Source organism: Variovorax sp. KBS0712, assembly GCF_006323185.2.
GTDB classification, from domain to species: domain Bacteria; phylum Pseudomonadota; class Gammaproteobacteria; order Burkholderiales; family Burkholderiaceae_C; genus Variovorax; species Variovorax boronicumulans.
In genome coordinates this window covers 671,163-694,789 of sequence record NZ_VCCD02000002.1, presented here as the reverse complement: position 1 = coordinate 694,789, position 23,627 = coordinate 671,163, and the positions used below count along the sequence as shown (strand labels likewise).

The following is a 23,627-nucleotide window of genomic DNA, read 5'->3' as shown; positions in this document are numbered from 1 at the left end:
CGTTCAGACCTTCACGCGCGGATCGACGACGGCATACAGCAGGTCGATCGAGAAATTGATGAGCACGTAGATCGCGGCAATCACGAGCAGCGCACCTTGAATGACCGGGTAGTCGCGCCGCAGCACGGCGTTGACCACGAGGTTGCCCACGCCGGGCAGGCCGAACACGGTCTCGGTGATGACGGCGCCGCCGATCATGAGTGCGACCGTGAGGCCGATCACCGTGACGATGGGCACCAGCGCATTGCGCAGCGCGTGCTTGAGCACGACGACCTTCTCGCTCAGGCCCTTGGAGCGCGCGGTGCGCACGTAGTCCTCGCCCAGCACGTCGAGCATCGAGGCGCGCGTGAAACGGATGATGAGCGCGGAGTTCAGCAGGCCCAGCACGGTGGCGGGCAGCACCAGCGCATGCAGCCGCTCGGCGAAGGGTGCATCGGGCGCGCCGTACCCCGACACCGGGAACCACCCGAAGGACACCGCGAAGATCTGGATCAGCACGATGCCCAGCCAGAAGCTGGGGATGCTGGCGCCCAGCATCGCGATGCCGGTGAAGAACTGGTCGACCACGCGGCCGCGGAACACGGCCGAGACGATGCCGCAGGGCACGCCGATGAGGGCCGCGATGGCAACCGCCAGCAGGGCCAGCAAGGTGGTGGGCTCGGCGCGCTCCCACAGCGCCTGCGTGACCGGGCGCTGCAGGAAGATCGAGGTGCCCAGGTTGCCCTGCAGCACTTCGCGCAGCCAGTAGCCGAACTGCACGGGCAGGGGTTTGTCCAGGCCGTAGTCCTTCTGCACGCGGGCGATGTCGGCGGCGGTGGCCTGGTCGCCCAGCAGCACGGAGATGGGGTCGCCCGAGGCGGCGCGCGTGAGCACGAAGACCAGCACGGCCACCAGCGCCAGCACGATGAGCATGCCGGCGAAGCGCGAGGCAATGAAACGGAACAAGCGCGCCTCCTACTTGATCTTCACATTCCAGAAGAAGGGCCAGTTCGTGGGTTGGTAGTTGTCCAGCGCCAGGCTCTTGGCCGAGAGGGCGTTGAACTTGCCGACGCTGATGTACGGCACCTCGTCGTACACCACCTGCTGCACCTTGCCCCACAGCGCGCCACGCTTGGCAGGATCGCTCTCGGTGTTGAAGGCACTGAGCGAGGCCTTCTTGGCGGGCGAGTCCCACCAGCCTGGTGCACCGTCGCCCAGTTGAGGTGGAGACAGCATGGGCTCGGGGAACAGCCCCGAATGGGTGATGAAGATTTCCCACAGCCGCGGGTCGTTGCGGCGCTGGGTGAGCGTGGCCCAGTCGACCACGTTGAGGTCGACCTTGAAGCCGGCGCGCTTGAGCTGCTCGGCCATCAAGAGCGACATGTTGTAGTGGAAGTCGTACTGGCGGCTGGTGAGCACGCGGATCGGCTCGCCCTTGTAGCCGGCCTTGGTCGCGGCGTCTTTCGCCTTGGTGGCGTTGCGCTGGTTGTACTGGTCGGCGCCCGCGGCCGAGTAGAACGGCGAACTCTTGGGAAAGTGGTTTGCTTCCGCGGTGAAGAAGCGCGTGTCGCCGAAGCCGGCCGCGAGCATCTCGCCCTGGCCCATCGCCGTCTGCAGGGCCTGGCGCACGGCCTGGCTGGCGAGCGGACCTTCCTTGGTGTTGAAGACCACCAGCGGAAAACCGAAAGCGGGCGTGATGATCGGCAGCGTCTTGCCACTGGCCTTCTCCAGGCGCGGCAGCGCTTCCACCGGCAGCAGGTCGGCAAAGTCGTACTGGCCCGCGAGTGCACCTTCGACGCGCGTGCTGGCGTTGGGCACGGGCACGAAGCGCAGTTCTTCGATGACCGCTTCGCGCTTGCCGCCATAGCCGCTCGCGGGCTCTTTGCGCGCGGCGTACTTGTCGAAGCGCGAGAGCAGCACGAACTGGTCGGGGCGGCGCTCCTTGAACTTGTAGGGGCCGGTGCCGACGAAGTCCTTGAGCGGCGAGGCCATCGATTCCTTGGCCATCATCGCGGCGGTGCCATTGCTGGGCAGCGCCAGCTGCGACAGCAGCGGCGCATACGGCGCCTTCAGCACGATCTCCACGCCCAGCGGACCCTTGGCCTTGAGGCTCTCGATCTCCTTGCCCACGGCCTTGCCGCGCGGCGACTGGTCCATCCAGCGCTGCAGGCTGGCGACCACGTCGTCGGCCGTGAGCTCGCGCCCGTTGTGCAGCGCCACGCCCTTGCGCAGCGTGATGGCGTAGGTCTTGCCGTCGGCCGAGATCTTGGGCATGCCCTCGGCCAGCATCGGCACCACGTTCCACTTGGCATCGAAGGTGTACAGCGTCTCGTACACGTGCTGCATGATGGTTCCGACCAGGTCGGCCGTGGAGGCCATCGGGTCGAGCGTCTGCGGCTCGGCCACCATCGCCAGCGTGGCGAAGTTGCGCGGGCTTTGCGCATGCGCTGGAGGGTGGGGCAGCGTGGTGCACAGCATGGCGAGCAGCGAAGCGCCCAGCAGGCTGCGCTTGGACAGACGAGGCAGGCGCTGGACAACAAGACCGGCGTGAGACATGGGGTGTTCCTTCATGGGCGATCGGTGGGCAATGAATTCACTTTTTTCAGGCCCGAACTTTGAAGCACAACCTATGCCAAAACATCACCATTTACCCTGAGCAATGATCTAAATATTCGAACCCTCCCTTCGAAATTCAATGCCGTTCGCGCACGCATCCGCTGCTAGATTCCGGTCGAATCTTTTCCCACCGAAAGATGGCGTCCGATCGAATTTGCGAGGATGAAAATGAGCACCAAGAAAGTTCTTGCGGTAGGTTTTCTGTTCGGCTGTGCGTTGCTGACGCATGCGGCGATCACCGGGGTGAACCCCCTCGACACGATCAGGAAGGCTGCCTCCAGCATGGCCTCCGCGGCCGCTGACCTGGTGGCCGATCCCTTGCCGCTGCAAGGACCCGGACTGGGCAACCTGACCTACACGCAGGCCGAGCTGTTCAAGCCCATCTCGATGATCAAGGAGGAGGTCGACACCGGCGTCGGGGCCGGCACCGGCGCCGACGTGCCGAAGATCCCCGGGGGCAGCGTGACGCACCCCACCGCCGGGTACACCAAGTACCACTACGGCCAGAACGTGGGCCTCATGATCAACGGCTACTTCCTGACGACGTTCACGCCCGATGGCGGCCTGGGCCCCGGTGGCTTCCTGCTCTACGACGTCTCCGATCCGCGCAACCTGCGGCTCGTCAAGCGCATCTACGAGCCGGACGGCCGCACCAAGGAACTGAGGGAGCCGCATTCCATCGGCATCGCCAGCATCGGCGGCAAGCAGTACGTCGCTGTGCCCAGCGTCTTCGGCATCGAGTTCTGGGACTTCACCGACATCAACGATGTCAAGCAAGTGAAGAAGCTGGTGTTGCCCAACGTCAACAAGGGCGACTACAACAACGTGAGCTGGCAGCTCTGGTGGCAGGCGCCCTACCTGTACGTGGCGGCGGCGGAGCAGGGCGTGTTCGTCATCGACGCCACCGACCCCGCGAACGCAGTGCTCGCGAACCGTGGCGCCGGCAAGCCCAACCCGATACCGACGGGCGAGCTCGGCGGCTTTCGCGTGGGGCCGATCTTCACCATGGGCAACCACATGGTGCTGACGTCCATGACCAACACCAGCGGCTTCGCCAGCCTGGACATCTCGGACCCGCTGAATCCCAAGGTGCTCGACACCGTCTCCGGGTCCACCGCCAGCTACTACTCCACCTGCTTCGACGGCAAGAAGGTCTACGCCTCGGCGCAGGAGAGCGGCGGCAAGATGTACGGCTACGACCTGAGCGACCGCTCGCGCTTCGTGGCCGAGGACAACCGGCTGGTGATCAACCAGCAGCTGTACTGCAGCACGCAGGACAACTTCGTGTTCCAGGGCGCGCAGAACTACATCCACAAGGTCGATGTGAGCAACCCGCTCAACCACGTCGAAGTCGGGCGCGGCGGACTGTTCGCAACGACGCATCCCGATTTCTCGAGCTCCGACCATGGCCAGGTGTCGCCGTTCGGCAACCTGATCTACGTCGGCAACGACCACGGCTCGGGCAGCGGCTTCATCGTGCATGCGGTGGACCCCGACACCACCAAGCCCGAAGTGAAGCAGGTCTCGCCCGTGAATGGTGCGAAGCAGCAGGCCCTCACCTCGCGCATCGGCCTGGGCATGACCGACAGCATCCTGCCGGAGAGCGTGAACGCCAACACCTTCATCGTGCGCGCGGTGGGCGGCAACACGCTGGCGGGCACCTACAGCGTGCAATTGGGCATCGTCAACTTCCACCCCGCGCAGCCGCTGCAGCCGGGCACGAGCTATGAAGTGTTCCTGCCCGCCAACGGCCTGAAGGACTATGCGGGCAATGCCATTGCGGCCGACTATCGCTCCACCTTCAACACCGGCAACGCCAACGACATCAACCTGATGCACCACTGGGCGCTGACCGGCAACCTGGGTGACCAGATCAGCGCCAACAACGGTACGCCCGCCAGCGGCGATGCCTTCGAGAGCATCGGCCTGAACTTCGCCAACCGCACCACGGGCGTGCAACTGAAGAACGACAGCGTGTCCACCACGCTGGGCGGCACCGCCTCGCTGAGCTTCTACATGAAGACCACGCAAGCCGGCGGCGCCAACTCGTGGACCGCGCCCGGCATCTTCGGACGCGACCAGTCGCCGGGCGTCGACGACGTGTTCTGGGGCTGGCTCGACAGCACCGGCAACATCAAGCTGTCGGTGGGCGACCACGCCGGCACGCGCTCGCAAAGCGCCGTGAACGACGGCAACTGGCACCACGTGGTGCTCACGCGCGACGCGGCCTCGGGCGCGCAGGCGGTGTACGTCGACGGCGTGAAGACCACGTCGACCGGCCCCACCGGCACCAAGGGCCTGTCGACCAAGTTCCAGCTGCTGGGGCAGATCCAGGGCAATGCGGCGCTCTTCAAGGGCACGCTGGCCGAGGTGCGCGTGTATGGCCGCGTGCTCGGCGACACCGACGTGGCGGCGCTGCGGGCGCAGGCCGTGATAGGCGATCCCGGCATCGTGGGCGCACCGAAGATCGTCAACGGCCAGCTGAACTTCAACCCGGCCACGCTGGGTGCCACCGGCGCGCAGTTCCGCTGGAACTTCGGCGACGGCACGCAGAGCGCGTACGCCTCGCAGCCCGGCGTCACGCACACCTACAGCAGCCCCGGCCACTACACCGTGACGCTGACGGTCAAGGCCGCGAATGGCCAGGAGACCTTCTACACCTACAACCTCACGGTGATCGCGCCCGTCACGGCGGCGGCGCCGACGCACACGACCAACATCGCGGGCGATGCGAACGCGGTGTACTCGGTGAACCCCGACAGCGGCACGGTGGCCGCCATCGACGCGCAGACCTTCGCCAAGCGCTGGGAAGTGCGCGTGGGGGATGAGCCCAAGACGCTGGCCGTGGGCCCGGACGGCCGCATCTGGGTCACGGTGCAGGGCGAGGACAAGCTGGTGGCGCTCAACGCCGCCGACGGCACGCTGTCGACGACGGTGCCGCTGGCCTACGGCAGCGGCCCGTACGGCGTCGTCTTCACGCCCAACGGCACCAAGGGCCTGCTGACGCTGGAAAGCAAGTCGGCCCTGGTCAGCTTCGACCCGACGACCGGCGCCGCCACGGGCACGCTCGCCCTGGAAGGCAGCGTGCGCGGCATCGCGGTCGATGCGAGCTCGCAATCGGCCTACGTGACGCGCTTCAAGTCGAAGATGACGGGCGGGCAACTGCACAAGGTGAACCTGCAGAGCTTCAGCGCCGCCACGCCCATCGCGCTGGCGGTCGACACGACCACGGTCGACACCGAGGCCGCCTCGCGCGGCGTGCCCAACTACCTGAGCCAGGTGGTGATCTCGCCCGATGGTGCGCGTGCGCTCCTGCCTTCGAAGAAGGACAACATCGTGCGCGGCACCTTCCGCGACGGCCTGCCGTTGGAGCATGACAAGACCGTGCGCTCCATCCTGTCGCAGGTGAACCTGCAGACGGCCGCGGAAGTGTTCAGCGAACAGCTCGACTTCAACGACCGCGCCCCCGCGCGCGCTGCGCTGTACTCGCCGGCCGGCGACTACCTCTTCGTGGCGCAGATGGAAGGCAACCGCATCGCCATCGTCGATGCCTACAACCGCTCGGTGCGCGGCGAGATCAACGCCAGCAGCGCGCCGCACGGCCTGTACCTCGATGCGGTGCGGAAGCGGCTGTACGTGAACAACTTCCTGGCGCGCTCGGTGTCGGTGCACGACGTGGCGCAGGTGCTGTCCTCGGAGTCGGCCGCCCCGGCCTTCCTGCAGAACATCACCACGGTCGCGCAGGAGCCGATGGCGGCCGCGGCACTGCGCGGCAAGCAGGTGTTCTACAACGCGTCGGACCGGCGCATGAGCATGAACAACTACATGTCCTGCGCGAGCTGCCATGCCGACGGCAGCGACGACGGCATGGTGTGGGACTTCACGCAGCGCGGCGAGGGCCTGCGCCGCACCATCAGCCTGCAGGGCCGTCGCGGCACGGGCCACGGCAAGCTGCACTGGACCGCCAACTTCGACGAGGTGCAGGACTTCGAGCACGACATCCGCAACGAGTTCGGCGGCACGGGCTTCCTGACCAACGCCGACTTCTCGGCCACGGGCGACCCGCTCGGCGTGCCGAAGGCCGGCCGCAATGCGCAGCTCGACGATCTCGCGGCCTACCTGAACTCGCTGAACAAGTACATGCGCAGCCCGGCCCGCGCGGCGGACGGCAACCTCAGCGTGGACGCCGTGCGCGGCCAGACCGTGTTCAACACGGCGCAATGCGCGACCTGCCACACGGCCGGCAGCCTGCGCGACGGGCTGCGGCACGACGTGGGCACCATCCAGCTCTCGTCGGGCAAGGGCAGCAACCAGCCGCTGGCCGGCGTGGGCTTCGACACCCCGACGCTCTACGGCACCTGGAGCAACCCGAGCTTCTTCCACAACGGCCAGAAGGCCACGCTGCAGGACGTGCTCGCGGGCGGCCACGGCAATGCCTCGGGCCTGCCGGCGGCCGACCTGCTGGCACTGGGTGAGTACGTGAAGTCGTTCGACACGGCACCGGCGATCGACACGCGCATCCGCTCGGAGGTCAACAACCTGTGCGTCAACGTGTCGGGCGGCTCGACGGCCAGCGGCGCCACGGTGGTGCAGTGGGCCTGCGGCAACGGCGCCAACGAGACCTTCACCGTCAACAGCAGCGGCGGCTACAGCCAGTTCGTCGCGAAGCACAGCGGCCTGTGCCTGGCGCAGGGCAACACCAACGCCGGCGGCGGCCCGGTGGTGCAGCTGGCGTGCACGGCGGGCGCGGCCACGCAGTGGAGCGTGGTCGGGGCGACGCTGCGCAACCGGGTGTCTTCGGGTGCGTGCCTCGATGTGCCCGGCTCGACCACCACGCAGGGCACGGCGCTGTCCACCTACGCCTGCCATGGCGGGGCCAACCAGCGCTGGAGCCAGATTCCCTGAGCTCTTCTGCCCGTTCTCTCTTTTTTCTCTCGCTCTCCAAAAAGGAAATCACGTGTCGGCACTCCAACTCTCCCTCCCAGGCGGCTATCGGTTCATTCCGGGCGTCCAGCAGTACTCGGCTGGCGTGGCCGCCGAACCTGGGTTTCGCATCGAGCGCGTGCGCTTCCTGGAGCCCCTGCCCCTGAAGCAGGGCTTTCGTCGCATCAAGGAAATCCTGGAGGAGGCCTCGCGTCCGCTGGCCGCCTTCTGCGCGTGCGAACTGCGGTCCCCGGCACCGTTCACCGAACAGGGCTTCGTCGAGTTCAACAACCTCTACGTGGGCACGTTGAAGGAGTGGGGGATCTTCATCGGCGACCTGAATCCGGTGGCGCGAAGCAACGTGTGCCCCGCGCTGTCGCCGCCGTCGGAGCCCTCGTTCCATGCCTTCAGCTACACCGTGCCCGACGCCGGGGCGGCGGCGTCGTTCGTGGTGGCCGGCAGCGCCGAAGCGCCGGAAGGCAAGGGGCACTACCGCGACCATGCCGTGCGCCTGGGCGACACCTCGCCGCCCGCCATCCTGAAGAAGGCGCAGTGGGTGCTCGACGAAATGGAACGCCGACTGGCATCGCTGGGCTTCACCTGGGCCAGCACCACGGGCTCGCAGCTGTACACGGTGCACGACATCCATCCCTTCATCGCCGACGAGATCGTCAAGCGCGGTGCCGCGCGGCACGGGCTGACGTGGCACTACAACCGCCCGCCCGTGGTCGATCTCGAGTACGAGATGGACTGCCGCAGCGTCCAGTTCGAACGCGTCGCGGTCTGATCGCGCGCGGGTCGCCACACCTTCTCACCGAGATGCCCATGCCCAAGAAATTGCCGCATCGCCTGGCCGCCACCTGCCTCGTCCTGAGCGCGTTCCTGGCGGCCGGCTTCGCCGCTGCGCAGAACATCCAGGAGCGCACCTTCAAGTTCGCCTTCGTGAACCAGAAGGAGCATCCGCAGGGCATGGGGGCGCAGCGCTTCTCGGAGATCGTCGAGAAAAAGAGCGGCGGCAAGATGAAGGTGAAGCTCTTTCCTTCGGGCGTGCTGGGCGGCGATGCCTCGGTCATCGCCTCGCTGCAGGGCGGCACGGTGGAAATGACGATGGCGATCCCGGGCCTGCTCTCGGGCATGGCCCGGGAGTTCTCGCTGTTCGACCTGCCGTTCCTGTTCAACAACGAGAAGGAAGCCGACTTCGTGCTCGATGGTCCGGTCGGCCGCAAGCTGCTGGACAAGCTGCCCGAGAAGGGGCTGATCGGCCTCACGTACTTCGAGCACGGCTTTCGCAACGTCACCAACAGCCGGCGGCCGGTGGCGAAGATGGAAGACCTGCAGGGCCTGAAGCTGCGCGTGATGCAGATCCCCGTGATGATCGATGCCTTCCGCGCGCTGGGCGCCAACCCGTCGCCGCTGCCGCTGCCCGAGGTCTACACCGCGCTGGAGCAGAAGGCCGTCGACGGCCAGGAAAATCCGTACTCGCTGGTGGAAGCCTCGAAGTACTACGAGATCCAGAAGTACGGCTCCAACACGCGGCACGCGTTCAACCCCGTCGTGCTGCTGTTCAGCAAGAAGCGGTGGGAGCAGCTGTCGGACGACGAACGCAAGATTCTTCTCGATGCGGCCCGGGAGACGCAGCCCTTCCAGCGCGCCGCCAACCGCGACGTCAACGCCAGGGCCGCCGAGTTCCTGAAGGGCCAGGGCATGGTGTTGACCGAGTTCCCCGCCGCCGAGCGCGAGCGCCTGCGCGAGAAGCTCGCGCCGGTCACGGACAAGCATGTCAAACAGATCGATCCGGCGCTGACCCAGGAACTGTTCTCCGAGCTCGGCAAGGCACGCAGCAGCGCCGCCAGATAGCCAGCCAACCAACCATCAAGGAATGACGAATGAAGCTGTTGCGTTACGGGGCCGTCGGCCAGGAAAAGCCGGCGATGCTCGACGCAGAAGGCCGCTTGCGCGACCTCTCCATGCACGTGAACGACATCGCCCACGAGGTGCTGTTGCCCGCCGGCCTGGCGCGCCTCGCCGCGCTGGACCCGCAGAGCCTTCCGCTGGTGGAGGGCTCCCCGCGGATCGGCGCCTGCGTGGCCGGCTCGGGCAAGTTCATCTGCATCGGGCTCAACTACTCGGACCACGCGGCCGAGACGGGCGCCACGGTGCCGCCCGAGCCCATCGTTTTCCTGAAGGCCACCTCGGCGATCGGCGGACCGAACGACATGCTGGAGATTCCGCGCGGTTCCACCAAGACCGATTGGGAGGTGGAGCTGGGCGTGGTGATCGGCAAGACCGCGAAGTACGTCAGCGAAGCGGATGCGATAGACCACGTTGCGGGCTACTGCCTGATCAACGACGTGTCGGAACGCGCCTTTCAAACCGAACGCCAGGGCCAGTGGACCAAAGGCAAGTCGGCCGACACCTTCGGACCGATCGGGCCCTGGCTCGTGACGCCCGATGAAGTGCCCGACCCGCAGCAGCTGGACATGTGGCTGGAGGTCAACGGCGTGCGGCGCCAGAGCGGCTCCACGGCCACCATGGTCTACGGCGTGCGCTACCTGATCGCGTACCTCTCGCAGTTCATGAGCCTGCGCCCGGGGGACATCATTTCCACCGGAACCCCGCCCGGCGTGGGCATGGGGTTCAAGCCGCCGGTCTACCTCAAGCGCGGTGATGTCGTCACGCTGGGCATCGAAGGGTTAGGCACCCAGCGGCAGGTTGCCACGCAGTTCGACTGAAGGGGAGGTGGCAGGGGGCGGCAGCGGGCCGTGAGGCGCCCGCTGCTGCCGCTGTGTCAGACCAGCGTGGCGCTCACGCCGCGCTGCACCACGGGCGCGATGCCGGCGTAGAAGAACGCCAGGCTGTCTTCCGGCCCGTTGACGGCGCGCCCGCGCACCTTGGCCATGGCGCAGACGCCGACCTGTGCGCTGTCGGGGCCGATCACGAGGACGAAGGGGTTGTCGTCGTCGCCGCGCAGGTAGCGTCCGCCGAACTCGCGGCGTGCGGTTTCGAACACGTAGGCCGACGCCAGGAAGTGCAGGTCGTCGGGCAAGGGCGCCTGCTGCTGGAAGAAGTCTTCGAGCACCTGGTCGACCAGGACCAGCGAGGCTTCGGAGTAGTCGAGCGCCGCGCTGTCGATGGGCGCGCCGGGTTGCGAGAAGGCGCCGATGAAGTCCTCCGCCTGCGAGGCCATGCCGGCCTCGAGCGTCGACGGCATTTCCACTTCCGGCTGCTTTTTCTTCTTCAGGAAATCGAACAGTCCCATGGTGCTCAGGCCTGCACCGCGGCCGACAGTTGCCGCAGCATGGCCGACTGCCGCGCCTCTTCGGCGTCGCGCAGGCTCTTCGCGGCGCGCGCCGCGACGTAGGTGACGTACAGGGTCTCGACGGCCCGCGCCCATTCGTGCGCCTTCTGCGACACGCCTTCCGCCTTCACCGGCGAGCCGGTCGCCATCGGCGTCGACAGGTCGTCCACCGGGCGGGCCGGTACGTCGACGCCGGCCTTCCCGAGGATCACGGCTTTCTGAAGGATGGTGAGCATGGCGGACCTCTCTTTTTTCTTGTTCCAGAGTAACAGCGCCCTTCGCGGGCTGCCACTCGCCAGATGACGTATCCGCCCCCGAATTCAAGATGAACTTTCGGCTGACATGGGGTTTGTCTGGGTGGCCGGAAGCTGGGCCTACACGAAGCGCCATCGGCCTCTCGCAATGTCCCTTCGGTGGTTCTGGATGCAAATAATATTTGTTTTCATTCTCAATAGAATTGATGCTGATCAGTTGGTACGCAACAACAACGCATCCCGAGAGCGGCCCTGTTTTTCCTGCCGTTTCCCGTGGAGTTTTTGCATGTTGTTTTCGCGTTGCGGCCGTCGGCCGCGTCCGTCGGTGCTGGCGCTGGCCGCCGCATCTCTTTTTTCTCCCGCCCTGTTCGCCCAGACGCCCGCTGAACAACAACTGCGCGAGGTCGTCGTCAGCGCGACCGGCTTCGAGCAGGAACTCAAGGACGCGCCCGCTTCCATTTCGGTGATCACGCGCCAGGAGCTGGAAACGCGCCAGTTCCGCGACCTGGCCGAGGCGCTGCAGAACGTCGAAGGCATCGACGTGGGCGGCTCGACCGGCAAGACCGGGGGCCTGGACATCTCGATCCGCGGCATGCCCAGCGACTACACGCTGATCCTCATCGACGGCCGCCGCCAGAACGTGGCCGGCGACGTGACGCCCAACGGCTTCGGCGCCGCGCACACCAGCTTCATGCCGCCGCTGGCGGCCATCGAGCGCATCGAGGTCATCCGCGGCCCGATGTCGACGCTGTATGGCTCCGACGCCATGGGCGGCGTGGTCAACATCATCACGCGCAAGGTGGCGCGCGAATGGGGCGGCCAGGTCACGATGGAAACCGGCATCCCGCAGGACAGCGAGTGGGGCTCGCAGACGCGCTCCAGCATCTACCTGAGCGGCCCCGTGGCCACCGACCTGCTGGGCCTGACCTTGCGCGGCAACATCTACCGCCGCGAAGCCGCCGACTGGGTGCTGGCCCCCGGCCAGGCGCAGCCCGCGACGGCCCGCAACCCCGCGCCCGCCGAGAGCCGCCAGCACAGCGTGGGCGGGCGCCTGATGCTCACGCCCAACCGCCAGCACGACATCTGGCTCGACGTGGAATCGGGCCGCAGCTGGTACGACAACGAAGACGGCCGCCTGGGCACGCGCGATGCCGCCGCGCCCAACCGCACCGGCAACAACCCGCCGGGCTACCTGGACGCGCTGCGCTTCAACCGCGACCAGGTCGCCATCGGCCACACCGGGCGCCTGGGTTTCGGCACGGTGGAAAGCAGCCTGATGCACACCACCACCGAAACCGTCGGCCGCACGATTCCCGGCGGCGCCATCCCGCGCAATGCCGCGGCCCGCCGCACCGTGTACTGGCTGAATGAAGCCGACCGCGGCCGCGCGCGCGAACTCAAGACCACCAACCTCGTGCTCGACAGCAAGCTCGTCGCGCCGGTGGGCGACGCCCACGTGCTCACCGTCGGTGGCCAGTGGTGGGACGCCAAGCTGGTCGACGGCCTGCTGCCGCGCTCGCAGAGCCAGACCATGTGGGCGCTGTTTGCCGAAGACGAATGGCGCCTCGCGCCCGGCCTCACCGCCACGCTGGGCGGGCGCTACGACCACCACAGCGCCTTCGGCGGCCACGTGAGCCCGCGCGGCTACCTGGTCTGGGACGCCACGCCGCAGTGGACCTTCAAGGGCGGCGTCAGCAAGGGCTTTCGTGCGCCGCGCCTGAACCAGCTGATCGACGGCATCAGCGGCGTGAGCGGCCAGGGCGCCACGCTCAACATCGGCAACCCGAACCTCAAGCCCGAGACCAGCACCAGCACCGAGCTGTCGGCGCTGTTCAACAACCAGAAGGGCCTGACCGCCTCGGCGACCCTGTTCCACAACAAGGTGAAGGACAAGATCGCCAGCGGCGGCGACTGCAGCGTGGCGCGCATCTCCAGCTGCATCGTCGACCCGACCGCGAACTACTCGGTCAACGTCGACCAGGCCAAGACCTGGGGCATGGAACTGAGCAGCCGCGTGCAGCTCACCAAGGCCTGGGGCCTGAAGGCGGGCTACACCTGGACCGACAGCGAAGTGATCGAGGGCGGCGTGAAGAACGGCAAGCTGGCCGACACCGCGCGCCACCTGCTGCACGCGCAGCTCGACTGGAACCCCGACGCCAAGTGGCGCTTCTGGCTGCGCGGCGAGTACCGCGGCAAGAGCCCTCGCTTCACCGGCGACCCGGCACGGCTCACGGGCAACAACCTGGCGATCTACCGCGCGGTGGGCGACATCAAGGCCTACCACCTGTTCCACCTGGGCGGCTCCTACCAGGTGTCGAAGAACGTGCGCCTGAACGCCAACATCAACAACCTGTTCAACAAGGACTTCCGCAAGTTCCAGCAGGTGAACCTGGCGGGCACCTCGGCCTGGGTCAACGAGTACTTCCAGGGCGGCGCGTCGGTGGCGGGCACCACGCCGGCCGGACGCACGATCTGGCTGTCGGCGAACGTGACGTTCTGACGTTGATGGCGGGCGGCGCGCGCCTCAGGGGGCCGTACGCGCCTGCCACACCAGCGTGGCCGCGCTCAGGTCCTCGAGCGCGCTGCCCACGGCCTTGAACACCGTGCGCTCGGCATCGCCCGTGCGCCCGGGCCGCGCGCCGCGGCACAGCTCGGCGAGCGTGCCCTGCACCGCGTCGGCACGCAAGGTGCCGGCCGCGATCGCATCGAGCAGGTCGCCGGCCTTCTGCAGCGCCTCGGGCGTGTCGATGAAGGTGCGCGTGCCATCGAAACACTGCACATCGGCTTCGCGCATCGCGGGCGTGAAGCTGCCGATCAGGTCGAGGTGCGCGCCCGGCGCGAGCCACTCGCCGCGCACCAGCGGCGTGGTCGCGAGCGTGGCGCAGCTCACGATGTCGGCATTGCGCACGGCCGCCTCGAGGTCGGTGCCGGCCGCCTGCGCGTTCCATCCTTCACTGCGCCACTGCTCTGCCAGCGCCTCGGCGCCCTCGGGCCGGTGGTTCCACACCCACACCTCGTCGATGGGTCGCACGCTCGCGTGCGCGGCGGGCAGCATGCGCGCGATGCGGCCGGTGCCCAGCACCAGCAGCTTGCGCGCATCGGCGCGGGCCAGGAACGAAGCGCCCAGCGCCGAGGCGGCCGCCGTGCGCCGCGCCGTGATCTCGTTGCCGTCCATCATCGCCAGCGGCACGCCGGTGCGCGCGTCGTACAGCACGTAGGTCGCGTGCAGCCCCGGCAGGCCGCGCGCGCCGTTGCCCGGAAAGATGTTGATCGTCTTGATGCCCAGGAAGCCCGCGTCGCTCCACGCCGGCATGATCAGCACCGTGCCGCGCGTGGCCGCGTCGCCGCCGGTCTCGATGCTGTGCACGTGGCGCGGCGGCACCTGCGCCTCGGCCGCGAAGGCGGCGCGCAGCGCGGGCACGAGTTGCTCGAAGCCCAGGGGGGCGGCGGTGGCGGCTTCGTCGAAGTGTTTCATGGGCGGGCAGGCAGCGCCGGGGCGCTGTCGAAGAAGGTGGTGAGGGCTTGCCGGTACGTGGCGCCAAAGCGCGGCGCCGCCATCGGCTCGAGGTGACCGGCGCCCGGCACTTCGATCAGCTGCTTGGGTTCTTTCGCATCGGCCAGCAGGCGCTGCGAGTGGTGGTGCGGAATCACCGCATCGGCCGTGCCGTGGATCAGCAGCAGCGGAATCGGCGCAAGGGCCGCGACGAACTTCGAGGCCGCGTAGTCGTCGCGCACCAGCAGGCCGGCGCCCGGCAGCTTGTCGTTGGCGATGGAGCGGTACGAATAGAAGGTCGACTCGATCGCCACTGCCTTCACGCCGGCCCGGTTGCCCGAGCCCACGGCCGCGATTGCGTTCGTTCCGCCCAGGCTCTGCCCGAAGACGAACAGCCGCGACGCATCGACATCCGTGCGGGCGCGCACGTGGTCGAGCGCAGCGTTCGAATCCTCGAACACGCCCCGGGGTTCGGGTTCGCCGTCCGATTCACCATAGCCGCGGTAGTCGAACACGAAGACGTTGTAGTCCTGCGCGGGCAGCCACGCCACGAAACGCCAGTGGCTGCTCATGTTCTGCGCGTTGCCGTGGAAATGCACCACCGTGCCCTTGGCCGCCTTCGGGTCGGCCCGGCCTGCGGCGGGAATGAACCAGCCGCTCAGGCGCGTGCCGTCGGCGCTGGTGAAGCGCACGTTCTCGTAGCGCAGGCCCAGCGCGTCGGGCGTTTCGTAGCGCACGCGGTCGGGGTAGTAGAACATCGACTGCACGCAGCCGCCGAGCAGGAAGAGGGGCAGGGCGGCGAGCGACATCCACCAGCGGCGAGCGGGTGCGGTGGTTCTGGTCATATGCGGCGCGATGTCGGCGTTTCCGGTGGGGGAGTCTGTCGGTTGGAGAACTTCAGCAAGAGGTTGATGCAAAGCGCGTGCAGGCCGAACGCAAGCAAGCCAGGCACATAGACCATGAAGAAATCGCGCCAAAAAAATTCGGGCCTGCCGCCGGAACCAGCAATCAGCGAAGCAAAAAACAACGCGGTGATCAGTGTGGAAAGGGCGAACGGACGAGAGGTCGAGCGACAGCAAAGATAGAGGTAGTACGCGGTGAGGGCGGCACCGAGCCAGAGGCCCGGAATGATCAGTGCTTCGGGGCCCATGCAGGTTCCTTGTTCGGGTGAATCGAGTCCTGGCTGCTGCCGACCTGAATCAGGTAGCGGCTCTCGGCAACTGAAAGACATGCATGTCCAACCACTGCCCCGACGCGTTCTCGATGAGCACGACCTCCGTGCAGCGCGCCTGCACCGGCCCCGACGCAAGCAGCCGCGCCTGCAATTCGATGGCCGCTTCTTCCGCATGCAGCGCGTTGCCATGCGCCACCGATAGATGCGGAACGATGTCGTCATGCAAGCCGTCGTACGGCGGGAAGTCGGGAAACTCTTTCACCAGCGCACGCGTCATCTCGATGAACGGCGCAGCGGGCTCCGGTGCGAGGTAGGCCGTCTCGGGAAAGCGCCCGACCTTGCCGAGCACGAACGAGAACGGCGCCGTGCGTTGCAGCACGCGTCGCGCGCGGGCGAGCACCTCGTCGGTGATCAACGCGGGGTCCATGAAGGGCACGAGCAGCGTGATGTGGGCGGGCACGCCGAGCGCCACGGTGGGGTCGAAGCGGCGGCGAAGGTCTGCGGCGATGGTTTCAGCCGCGGGAACCTTCACAACGAATGCGGAGATGGGCATCGGGCGGAGGATAGCCCACGCCCTCAGGGGCGCGCATCGGCTGAAACGCGTGCCCAGTCCAGCCCCATCTTGGCCAGGTACTTGCGCAGCCGGTCCGCATCGTTGACCACGCTGCGCTGCGTCCGCGAGGCCTGGAACAGTTGGCGCCCCGCCTCCGACAAGCTGCGCGCCGGCCGGCACACGCGCACCACCGCCTCGAGCTGCAGGCGGTCGAACAGGTCGAGCGCCGCGAACTTCTCTTCGCCGAGCAGGGCTTCCAGGTCGACGTCGTCGCCCGCCGCCGCCGATGTGCCCGCGCCCTCGTGCTTCCACAGCCAACGCAGCCGCGCGATCTCCGCCTCGACCAGCGCGACGGCGATGCGCCCGCCATCGGCCAGCGTGGCGAGCCGCGTCACGCTCGCCGAGAGGTCGCGGAAGTTGCCGCGCCAGATTGCCTCGCTGCTTTGCGCAAAGCGCAGGTAGGCCGTGCGCGCCTCGGCGTTGAAGCGCACCACGCGGTGGTTCTCGGCCGCGTGCAGGGCCAGCAGGTGGTCGAGGTTGGGCTCGATGTCCTCGGGCCGCTGCGCGAGGCCGGGCAGGTCGTAGGTCCAGAGGTTGATGCGCGCGAACAGGTCTTCGCGAAAGCGCCCCTGCGCCACGTCGCGGCGCAGGTCGCGGTGGGTGCCGGCGATGAGCTGGAAGTCGCTCTCCACTTCCTTGTCGGCGCCCACGGGGAAGAAGCGTTTTTCCTCGATGGCCTTGAGCAGCATCGCTTGCTCGTCCAGGCCGAGCTCGCCGATCTCGTCGAGGAACAGCGCGCCCTGGTGCGCGGTGCGCAGCAGCCCCGCGCGGTCGCTCGCCGCGCCGGTGAACGACCCCTTCTTGTGCCCGAACAGCGTGGACGCCGCGCCGTCGCCACGCAGCGTGGCGCAGTTCACTTCGACGAACGGCCCCGTCACCTGGTGGCGCGCCTGCTTCAGCTCGAACATGCGGCGCGCCAGGAACGACTTGCCCGCGCCCGTCGGCCCCACCAGCAGGATGGGCGCGCGCGAGCGCACGGCCACGCGCTCGATCTCGTCGATGAGCGCGTTGAAGCGCGCGTTGCGTGTGGCGATGCCGCTCTTCAAGAAGGCGACCGCGTCGCGCTGGTCGGCGTCGAAGCGGCGCGCGATCGGGTCGTAGCGCGACAGGTCGAGGTCGATGAGCGCGACCTTGCCGGCGTCGCCCTGGCGCTGCTTGCGCGGCGGCGAGGTCTGGGCCAGCACGCCGGGCACCACGCGCGATTCCGACAGCAGGAACATGCAGATCTGCGCCACGTGCGTGCCCGTGGTGATGTGCGTCCAGTACTGCTCGCGCTCGGGCTGGAAGGGGTAGGCGCGCGCCCAGTCGTACAGGCGCGTGTAGACCTCGCCGAAGTCCCACGGGTCTTCGAGGTCGAAGGGCACGAGGTTGACGGTGGTCTCGGGCGACACGGCGGCGATGTCGGCCTTCACCAGCTCGGCCAGCGCCGTGTGCTTGCGCGTGTGCAGCAGCTCGATGCGCGCCACCACCATGTCGTCGTGCTGCGCGAGCGAGACCGTGGGGCGCCACTTGTGCCAGCGGCCCGCGCCCTGGCCGGCATCGAGCTGGGTGCCGAGGAAACCGATGACGACGATGGGCTTCATGGATAAAAGACTAGCTGAAATTCTAGAAAATATCCGAATGCTAGCAAGAGATGGGCGCCGTGTCACACCGGGCGAAGAAGAAATTTCCCTTGCAGGTCAATGACTTGCATCGCCGTCTCCCTGTTTTCAGGCGCTGTACGCGCAAGTTGGCACGCTCGCTGCAAGAGAGAACCTGTCCGGATGCAGTTCATCCGCTCCCAGGTGCCGCATGAAAGCGGCCCGGTGCCGCAGGCCAGACCTGTTCTTGGGTCCGCGGTATGCCGCTGTTGAACTGTGCTGGTCACTGGACTTGATCCAGTCTGCTCATGGTGGAGCACCGTGCTAACCACGCGGCGTGGCGGGTTCGATTCCCGCAAACAACCTTCGGCGGTGTTCGCACCGCCGCTTTGATGGGGGCGAAAGCCCCACCGCCCCGGCACACCGGAGCGAGGCGCAGGGCAGGGCCCGGCCGAGCGACACCGTGCCAGTGCAGGCGGCTTGCGCATCGCGCGTTCTGCCAGGAACCGCATGCAGCCATCGACGCAGAAGGAGGCGATGGCGCAGCCACCGCACCGACCCGTCGACCGCTGCGTTGCTGACCTCGCAAGCCACACGGTGCCCGCCGCCTGTCCTTCGTGGGCCCCGACACGAAACGCAGACGAACAACGAACGACAACCGCAACGAAGAAGAAGAGAGAGGAAGAAAAAAATGCTGGGATTCACCCAATTCACCGTCAAGAAGAACGAACGCGTGCTGCTGCTGCGCAACGGCGACTTCGAGGGCCTGTATGCCGCCGGCAAGTACCGCGTGTTCACGGGTTTCGACACCGTGCAGCTCGAGCGCTTCTCGCTGGCCGAGCCGGCCTTCGACCACGAGCTGGCCGACTACTTCCTGGCGCGCGAGCCGCAGCTGGTGCAGCGCGAGTTCGTGCAGGTGTCGCTGGGCGAGACCGAGGTCGGCCTGCGCCATGAAGACGGCGTGCTGGTGCAGGTGCTGCCGCCCGCCACCCGCAAGCTCTACTGGCGCGGTCTGCGCGAGCAGCGCGTCGACGTGATCGACGTGGCCGCCGATGCACGCCTGCCGGCCGAGCTGCTGGCCAAGCTGCAGAGCGTGGCGTTGCGTCCGCGTGCGGTGCAGGGGCTCGAAGGCGTGCTGCTGGTGCAGGTGCCCGAGTTCCACGCCGGCGTGCTGACCCTCGAAGGCCAGATGCAGGCGCTGCTGCCGCCGGGCAACCACGGCTTCTGGCGCTTCAACCGGCAGGTGGCCGTGACCAGCGTGGACCTGCGCTCGCAGATCGCCGAAGTGAGCGGCCAGGAAATCCTGACCCGCGACAAGGTGGGGCTGCGGCTGAACCTGTCGGCGGTGTGGCGTTTCGCCGATGTGCGCCAGGCCCTGGCGCAGATGCCGAAGCCGGCCGAGCATGTGTACCGCGAGCTGCAGTTCGGCCTGCGCGCGGCGGTGGGCGAGCAGACGCTCGACGCGCTGCTGGAGAACAAGTCGGCCATCGACCAGACGGTGCTGGCGCAGGTGCGTGAGCGGCTCGAGGGTTCGGGCCTGGTGCTGGAGAGCGTGGGCGTGAAGGACATCATCCTGCCGGGCGAGATGAAGACCATCCTCGCGCAGGTGGTGGAGGCCGAGAAGTCGGCCCAGGCCAACGTGATCCGTCGCCGCGAGGAAACCGCGGCCACGCGCTCGCTGCTGAACACCGCCAAGGTGATGGAGGGCAACCCCGTCGCCTTGCGGATGAAGGAACTCGAGACGCTGGAACGCGTGGCCGAGCGCATCGACAAGATCTCGGTGGTCGGCGGCCTGGACCAGGTGCTCAACGGACTCGTGACGCTGCGGCCGAACGGGTCCTGAGCGGTAGAGAAAAGAAAGAGACACGGGCACGCAGGCACAGAAGGGAGCGCCACTGCCAAAAATGTTTGAAATTGCCGGCAGCCTGGGTAAGACCAGGTACGGCGGGCAAGTCGGTTGACGAGCAAGGTTGAGGATGCAGGTGCTGGCTCCGATGACGGGTCTGTCACTGGCGCGCGTTTCCAATCGTCGACTGGACCGCTGGATTCAAACACCACGGTCGCCGTATTGATGCGGGTTCGAATCCCGCCGTGTCCACCAGTCATGTGAACGAAGTTGCTGAAAAGAAAGAAGATCATGTCGGATGAAGATCGGACCCAGGAGCGGATCGGCTACGTGCTGAGCGGTACTGGCTGGGCCACGTTGAGCTTTCGCGCAGACGCTGGGCCTCTGGCTTTCGCGGTGTCGTACTTGCACGACTCGCTGGGAGACCTGGCTCGCATGGGGCTCGAGATGGCAAAGGGCGCGAACAGTGCCACGGCTGTCTTCATGGATGAGCCTGGCGAAGTTCTCTTCGTGGTGACGGGCGATGAAGACGATTTGAGCTTCGAGTTGCGCTGCTACCGCGATTGGGCGAGCTGGGGACTCATTGCCACGGACGACTACGAGGTCGTGGACCGCGGGACCATCCGGCGGGTGGACCTGGTCCGAAACATCCACGTGGTTCTGGAGCGCATGTATGTGGATCTGGGGCTCGAGAAGTACCGCGAACGCTGGGTACAGCATGACTTTCCGCTCCGGGCGTATGAGGGGCTCATTGCCGAATTCAGGAAGCGGCCACGGATCGAAATTGAACAGACAAACAAATAGACAGAGAGAGAAGAAAAATGACGAACTACAAACTGCATGAAGTGGCCAACGGCGTCCCCGTGAAGATGTGGACGAACGGCGTGCCCGTGGAAGACGAGGCGCAGAAGCAGCTCAAGAACGCCGCGCGCCTGCCCATCGTGTTCAAGCACATCGCGGCCATGCCTGACGTGCACTACGGCATCGGTGCGACCGTGGGGTCGGTGATCCCGACCTTCAAGGCCATCATCCCCGCCGCGGTCGGCGTGGACATCGGCTGCGGAATGATGGCCTGCAAGACCACGCTCAACGCGCGCGACCTGCCCGACAACCTGGGCCCGCTGCGTTCGGCGATCGAGAAGGCCGTGCCGCACGGAAGCAACCCCAAGCGCATGGGCCGCGACAAGGGTTCGTGGGAAACGCCGCCCGACGAAACCGATGCCGCCTGGGCCAAGCTGTTGGACGAGTTCGAACTGATCTGCGAGGACCATCCACGCATCAAGAACACGAACAACCACAAGCACCTGGGAACGCTGGGTACCGGCAACCACTTCATCGAGGTGTGCCTCGACGAAGCGGGCGCCGTGTGGTTCATGCTGCACTCGGGTTCGCGTGGCGTGGGCAATGCCATCGGCACGCACTTCATCGAACTCGCGAAGAAGGACGCGCAGCTGCACCAGCGCAACCTGCCCGATCAGGACCTGGCGTACTTCGAGGAAGGCGCCCAGTACTTCGGCGACTACGTGCGTGCGGTGGGCTGGGCCCAGAAGTTCGCACGGGCGAACCGCGAAGTGATGATGCAGCGCGTGGTCGCGGCCGCGCGCAAGGTCATCACCAAGCCCTTCGAGGCGCACGTGGAAGCGGTGAACTGCCACCACAACTACGTGAGCCGCGAGACGCACTTCGGGCAGGACGTGCTCGTGACCCGCAAGGGCGCGGTGAGCGCGAAGCTCGGCGAACTGGGGATCATCCCCGGCAGCATGGGCGCCAAGAGCTACATCGTGCGCGGCAAGGGCAACCCCGAGAGCTTCATGAGCTGCAGCCACGGCGCGGGCCGGAAGATGAGCCGTACGAAGGCCAAGAAGCTCTTCACCGTCGCCGACCAGATCGCTGCGACCGAGGGCGTGGAATGCCGCAAGGACGCCGACGTGATCGACGAGATCCCGATGGCCTACAAGGACATCGACGCGGTGATGGAGGCGCAGAAGGACCTGGTGGAGGTGGTTTACACGCTCAAGCAGGTGGTGTGTGTGAAGGGGTAGAGCCAGGCGCGATCATTGCCCTGGCGGAGGAGGCGGCGCAGGTTCCAGGCGCCGAGAAAAGGACATTGCGATGACATGGTGGAAAAGTAGAACCGAGGCGGTGCCGACGCTGGATGCGAGTGCGCTCGCATTCAGCGAATTGAAAGAGCTTGCACGTTCCTATGACGGCTATCAGCGCGAAGCCGTCGTGGCCGAACTGGTACGGCGTCAGGACCCACGGGCCATCGCCATCCTTCTTGTGTGTGTCGACGACTGGGTGCCGGGGGTGGGCGAGGCTGCAAAGAAAGGCCTCGCCTCCTTCATGCGCGACGAGTTCATCGGCCATTGGGCGCATGCCTTGCCAGAGCTGGCCTTCGCTTATCGCATCCGCAGGACCGACCTGCGCGCGCTGCGGGCAGCCATCGAGGATTTTCTTGCGCGCAACGCCGACGAGCTGGAGCGTCAGGCGCCGGTGCTCGACGATGCCATGCGGCGTTGGATCTTCACGCTGCGTCTCCAGCGGGCGAGCGCGGGCCCAGTGCTTCTGGCGCTGCTGACACAAGGTGTGCTCGCACGCGACCCACCGACGGCGCAGCTCTGCCTCAACGCAGCAGACCGACTGCAGTCGGCGTCGGACAGGCGCAAGTTTTTCGAGATCGCTTCCCGTGCATGCCTGCCGCGTGTGCGGGCAGCGGCCACCCGGGTGCTTCTGGGCGAGAAAGACTTCGATGTGCAGCGGTTTGCCCGATCCATGTGCTTCGACACGAGCGCGGTCGTGCGCTCGCTGGTCGTGAATTCGTCGGCTGTGAGCAGGGAGGAGTTCGCCAGTCGGGCGGCGGAGATCTTGGAACTCCCCCAAATCGACGCTCGAAAGACGGCCGCCCTTCACGTGCTGCACTTGCTGCAGGACTCGCGCGCGACGGGGTATGCCCGTGGGTTGCAGGCGTCGAAAGTGGTGCCGCTGCGGCGCCTTGCCCGATGGCTCGTGCTCTGTGCCGCGAAAGACGAAGAGATCGATAAGGAATTGATGGAGATCCTGGCAGACGCTTCACCGAAGGTACGTCGCCTCGCGGTCGAGCACATCCGGCGCGGCGCATCGCTGCCGCGCCCGGATGCGCTGATGCGCATGGGTCTGGAACGTCAGGAGGTCGCACCGGAAGTCATGGCAATGCTCAGGTCCGGATCGCCCTGGGATCGCTTGCTGTTTGTCATGGCACTCATGGAGAGAGGGAACCTTTCCGGCGACCTCTGCCATGCCGTGACCATTGAAGTCGATTCGTGGTGCAAGGCGATGGCCAATTGCTACGTGCCTCCAAAAGAAGCGCAGAAGGCGACCGTGGCTGCTTTCTGGAGCCGAAGAAAAGAACTGCTGTCCGAGGAAAGTCCACGCACTCTTCTGCCCTATGGCTTCCCGAGTGAGATGGAGCTCCACCTGCGTGCCTTTCGGATTATTTGAAGAACATTGCGATCATGAAAAGCAACAAGCAACGCCGCGCCGAAATCAAGGCGCACCGCCTCGAACGCGCCGCGCGCGCCGTGGCATTGCAGCAGCGCCAGGCCGATGCACGGCTGCTGCGCGCCGAAGGCATGGTCGCGGCCGACACGGCCTTGCTGGCCGCGCACAACAACACCTACGGCCCGCTGCCCACCTTCTATGTCGACAAGGCGTTCACCTGCCGCGATTGCGGCGCTCAGGAGGTGTGGACGGCCAAGCAGCAGAAGTGGTGGTACGAGGTGGCGCTCGGCAGCATCCACAGCACGGCGGTGCGCTGTCGCGCATGCCGACTAGGAACGTCGCGAACGAGAACAACGACAAACGACTGAACAAGA

19 protein-coding genes are annotated in these 23,627 nt (G+C 66.7%); 10 read left to right on the top strand and 9 right to left on the bottom strand.

Annotated features, from left to right (window positions below; all coding sequences use genetic code 11):
- Positions 1–3: 3 nt before the first annotated feature.
- Both FFI97_RS20180 and FFI97_RS20175 read right to left on the bottom strand, forming a co-directional pair.
- Positions 4–945, bottom strand: a complete 942-nt coding sequence (locus FFI97_RS20180; RefSeq protein ID WP_095746728.1) for an ABC transporter permease — start codon at positions 943–945, stop codon at positions 4–6.
- 9 nt (positions 946–954) lie between these two features.
- A complete protein-coding gene (locus FFI97_RS20175; protein WP_139699993.1) occupies positions 955–2,535 on the bottom strand; it encodes an ABC transporter substrate-binding protein in 1,581 nt (526 codons plus the stop codon).
- A 228-nt stretch (positions 2,536–2,763) separates the two neighbouring features.
- On the opposite strand from FFI97_RS20175, the gene FFI97_RS20170 reads away from it, so the two are divergent.
- The 4 genes from FFI97_RS20170 to FFI97_RS20155 are packed head-to-tail and all read left to right on the top strand — an operon-like array spanning position 2,764 to position 10,250.
- Positions 2,764–7,500, top strand: a complete 4,737-nt coding sequence (locus tag FFI97_RS20170; protein WP_409574634.1) for an RICIN domain-containing protein — start codon at positions 2,764–2,766, stop codon at positions 7,498–7,500.
- A 52-nt stretch (positions 7,501–7,552) separates the two neighbouring features.
- The gene (locus FFI97_RS20165; RefSeq protein ID WP_070061924.1) at positions 7,553–8,305 is read left to right on the top strand and encodes a hypothetical protein; all 753 of its coding nucleotides are present in this window, start codon (positions 7,553–7,555) and stop codon (positions 8,303–8,305) included.
- Positions 8,306–8,343: 38 nt separating this feature from the next.
- Complete coding sequence (locus FFI97_RS20160; RefSeq protein WP_139699989.1) at positions 8,344–9,375, top strand: TRAP transporter substrate-binding protein; 1,032 nt, start codon at positions 8,344–8,346, stop codon at positions 9,373–9,375.
- A gap of 29 nt (positions 9,376–9,404) precedes the next feature.
- On the top strand, positions 9,405–10,250 hold the full coding sequence (locus FFI97_RS20155; RefSeq protein ID WP_139699987.1) for a fumarylacetoacetate hydrolase family protein: 846 nt from the start codon (positions 9,405–9,407) through the stop codon (positions 10,248–10,250).
- A 56-nt stretch (positions 10,251–10,306) separates the two neighbouring features.
- Here the strand turns inward: FFI97_RS20155 and FFI97_RS20150 are convergent, their stop codons facing one another.
- Both FFI97_RS20150 and FFI97_RS20145 read right to left on the bottom strand, forming a co-directional pair.
- On the bottom strand, positions 10,307–10,777 hold the full coding sequence (locus FFI97_RS20150; RefSeq protein WP_095746724.1) for a hypothetical protein: 471 nt from the start codon (positions 10,775–10,777) through the stop codon (positions 10,307–10,309).
- 5 nt (positions 10,778–10,782) lie between these two features.
- Positions 10,783–11,052 carry a hypothetical protein gene (locus FFI97_RS20145; protein ID WP_139699985.1) on the bottom strand — a complete coding sequence of 90 codons (270 nt, stop codon included), beginning with the start codon at positions 11,050–11,052 and terminating at the stop codon, positions 10,783–10,785.
- Between the two features lie 304 nt (positions 11,053–11,356).
- Between FFI97_RS20145 and FFI97_RS20140 the strand changes: the two genes are divergently transcribed.
- Entirely contained in the window at positions 11,357–13,570 is a 2,214-nt protein-coding gene (locus FFI97_RS20140; RefSeq protein ID WP_139699983.1) for a TonB-dependent receptor domain-containing protein, read from the top strand.
- A 24-nt stretch (positions 13,571–13,594) separates the two neighbouring features.
- On the opposite strand, the gene FFI97_RS20135 is transcribed toward FFI97_RS20140, so the two are convergent.
- From FFI97_RS20135 to rtcR, 5 genes are read right to left on the bottom strand one after another with little or no spacing between them, the layout of a single operon-like run.
- On the bottom strand, positions 13,595–14,545 hold the full coding sequence (locus tag FFI97_RS20135; protein WP_139699981.1) for an ornithine cyclodeaminase family protein: 951 nt from the start codon (positions 14,543–14,545) through the stop codon (positions 13,595–13,597).
- Positions 14,542–15,408: an alpha/beta hydrolase gene (locus FFI97_RS20130; protein WP_139699978.1), complete on the bottom strand. Its 867-nt coding sequence runs from the start codon at positions 15,406–15,408 to the stop codon at positions 14,542–14,544. The genes FFI97_RS20135 and FFI97_RS20130 overlap by 4 nt, the downstream gene beginning before the upstream one ends.
- On the bottom strand, positions 15,405–15,713 hold the full coding sequence (locus FFI97_RS20125; protein WP_139699976.1) for a hypothetical protein: 309 nt from the start codon (positions 15,711–15,713) through the stop codon (positions 15,405–15,407). The genes FFI97_RS20130 and FFI97_RS20125 overlap by 4 nt, the downstream gene beginning before the upstream one ends.
- Before the next feature lie 49 nt (positions 15,714–15,762).
- Positions 15,763–16,290: a 2'-5' RNA ligase family protein gene (locus FFI97_RS20120; protein WP_139699974.1), complete on the bottom strand. Its 528-nt coding sequence runs from the start codon at positions 16,288–16,290 to the stop codon at positions 15,763–15,765.
- A gap of 23 nt (positions 16,291–16,313) precedes the next feature.
- A complete protein-coding gene (rtcR, locus tag FFI97_RS20115; protein ID WP_139699973.1) occupies positions 16,314–17,933 on the bottom strand; it encodes an RNA repair transcriptional activator RtcR in 1,620 nt (539 codons plus the stop codon).
- Positions 17,934–18,621: 688 nt separating this feature from the next.
- Between rtcR and FFI97_RS20110 the strand changes: the two genes are divergently transcribed.
- The 5 genes from FFI97_RS20110 (at position 18,622) to FFI97_RS20090 (ending at position 23,621) form a co-directional block, all read left to right on the top strand.
- Positions 18,622–19,773 (top strand): slipin family protein, encoded by a 1,152-nt coding sequence (locus tag FFI97_RS20110; protein WP_095950994.1) that lies wholly within the window; start codon positions 18,622–18,624, stop codon positions 19,771–19,773.
- 294 nt (positions 19,774–20,067) lie between these two features.
- A complete protein-coding gene (locus FFI97_RS20105) occupies positions 20,068–20,580 on the top strand; it encodes a hypothetical protein (RefSeq protein ID WP_139699971.1) in 513 nt (170 codons plus the stop codon).
- Positions 20,581–20,597: 17 nt separating this feature from the next.
- Positions 20,598–21,818 (top strand): RtcB family protein, encoded by a 1,221-nt coding sequence (locus FFI97_RS20100; RefSeq protein WP_139699970.1) that lies wholly within the window; start codon positions 20,598–20,600, stop codon positions 21,816–21,818.
- Positions 21,819–21,888: 70 nt separating this feature from the next.
- Positions 21,889–23,253 carry a hypothetical protein gene (locus FFI97_RS20095; RefSeq protein ID WP_139699968.1) on the top strand — a complete coding sequence of 455 codons (1,365 nt, stop codon included), beginning with the start codon at positions 21,889–21,891 and terminating at the stop codon, positions 23,251–23,253.
- 14 nt (positions 23,254–23,267) lie between these two features.
- On the top strand, positions 23,268–23,621 hold the full coding sequence (locus FFI97_RS20090) for a zinc-ribbon domain-containing protein (protein ID WP_139699966.1): 354 nt from the start codon (positions 23,268–23,270) through the stop codon (positions 23,619–23,621).
- Positions 23,622–23,627: the final 6 nt, after the last annotated feature.